Source organism: Candidatus Streptomyces philanthi, assembly GCF_059553635.1.
Map to the genome: position 1 here is coordinate 1 of NZ_JCANQV010000532.1, position 2019 is coordinate 2019.

Annotated in this window: 2 protein-coding genes; both read left to right on the forward strand. The window is 73.5% G+C overall.

What is annotated here, in order from left to right; translation table 11 throughout:
* Window positions 1-768 carry an ABC transporter permease gene (locus tag AC51EU_RS29905; protein WP_496270224.1) on the forward strand — a complete coding sequence of 256 codons (768 nt, stop codon included), beginning with the start codon at window positions 1-3 and terminating at the stop codon, window positions 766-768.
* Between the two features lie 123 nt (window positions 769-891).
* Window positions 892-2019: ABC transporter ATP-binding protein (locus AC51EU_RS29910; protein ID WP_496270225.1), on the forward strand; the 1128-nt coding region annotated here is incomplete at its 3' end.

Sequence of the window (2019 nt, forward strand, 5' to 3'; positions counted from 1 at the left end):
GTGACCGGGCAGGTGCTGCGCTCGGAGTGGACCAAGCTCCGCTCCGTACGGGCCACGGCGTGGACCCTGGGCTGTGCCGTGGTCGTCACCGTCGCCCTGGGCGTGCTGATCTCCGCGCTCGCCGGGCACGACATGGGGTCGCCGCGGAGCCGCCAGCGGCTCGCCCTCGACCCCACCGGTGTCAGCTTCTCGGGCATGGGCCTGGGACAGCTCGCGATGATCGTGTTCGGGGTGCTGGTGGTGTCCGCCGAGTACAGCACCGGCACCATCCGCTCCTCCCTGGCCGCGGTCCCCCGGCGCGGCACCTTCCTGGGCTGCAAGGTCGCGGTGGCGGGCGCGCTGGCCCTGGTGACGGGCATGGTCACCAGCTTCGCCGCGTTCTTCGCGGGGCAGGCGGCGCTCGGCGCGCGGGCGGCGCACCCGGGCGATCCCGGGGTGCTGCGCGCGGTGGTCGGCGGCGGGCTGTACATGACGCTGATCGCGCTGTTCTCGATGGCGGTGGCGGTGATGCTGCGCGGTCCGCTGCTGTCGCTGGGCATCCTGATGCCGTTCTTCTTCCTGGTCTCCAACATCCTCGGCAATGTCGACGCGACCCGGAAGGCCGGCCGCTTCCTCCCGGACCAGGCGGGCCAGCGGATCATGCAGGTGGTGCCGAGAGCGGGGGACGACGTGCCGTACGGGCCCTGGGGCGGCCTCGGCATCATGGCCGCGTGGACGGCCGTCGCGCTGGCCTGCGGCTTCGTTCTGCTGCGGCGACGGGACGCCTGACGGACGCAAAGGCCGCCCGACCTGCCACCGCCGTGCGGGAACCCGTCAACGGCCCGATAACCTCATAACCCTCACGGGGGCATGAGGGCGCTCTGCCCCGACCATCTCGCGAGGGGCGGAGAATTGATCGAGGCAGTCGGCCTGACGAAGCGCTACGGCGCCAAGACGGCCGTGAACAACCTGTCGTTCCAGGTACGACCGGGCACGGTCACCGGCTTCCTGGGGCCCAACGGTTCCGGCAAGTCGACGACGATGCGCATGATCCTGGGCCTCGACACCCCGACCTCGGGCCACGCCACCATCAGCGGCCACCCGTACCGCAGGCTGCCCAACGCGCCCCGCCAGGTGGGCGCGCTGCTCGACGCCAAGGCGGTGCACGGCGGCCGCAGCGCCCGCCACCACCTGCTCTCGCTCGCCCAGCTCTCCGGCATCCCGGCGCGCCGGGTCGACGAGGTCCTCGGCGTGGTCGGCCTCCAGGACGTCGCCAAGCGGCGGTCCGGCGGCTTCTCGCTCGGCATGGGCCAGCGGCTCGGCATCGCGGCGGCGCTCCTCGGCGACCCGCAGGTGCTCCTCTTCGACGAGCCGGTCAACGGCCTCGACCCCGAAGGCATCCTGTGGGTGCGCAACCTGATGAAGGGTCTGGCCGCCGAGGGCCGCACGGTCTTCGTCTCCTCGCACCTGATGAGCGAGATGGCGCTGACCGCCGAGCACCTCATCGTCATCGGCCGCGGCCAGCTGCTCGCCGACATGCCGGTCAAGGACTTCATCTCGGCGCACTCCGCCGACTTCGCCCGGGTCCGCACGCCCGACACCGAGCCGGAACTGCGCGAGAAGCTGGCCGTGGTGCTCGGTGAGGCGGGCGGTACGGCCGTCCCGGAGCCGGACGGCGCGCTGCGGGTGACCGGTCTGCCGCTGCCCCGGATCAGTGACGCCGCCCATGCCGCGGACATCCGGCTGTGGGAGCTGTCGCCGCACCAGGCGTCCCTGGAGGAGGCGTACATGCGGCTGACGCAGAGCGTCGTCGACTACCGCTCCACCGTCGACCCGCGCACCGGCCTCCAGCAGCCCGCCGGACCCGGCGCGCCCCAGGGGTACGCGCCCGGCGGGCCGGGGATGCCGGGGATGCCCGGCGGGCCGGTTCCGGGGCAGTTCGGCGGACCCGGGGTGCCGCAGCCGTCGCCGTACGCCCAGCCGGGACCGTACGCCCAGGGGCCGTACGGCGGGCCGGGGCCGTACGCCCCGCAGGGCAGA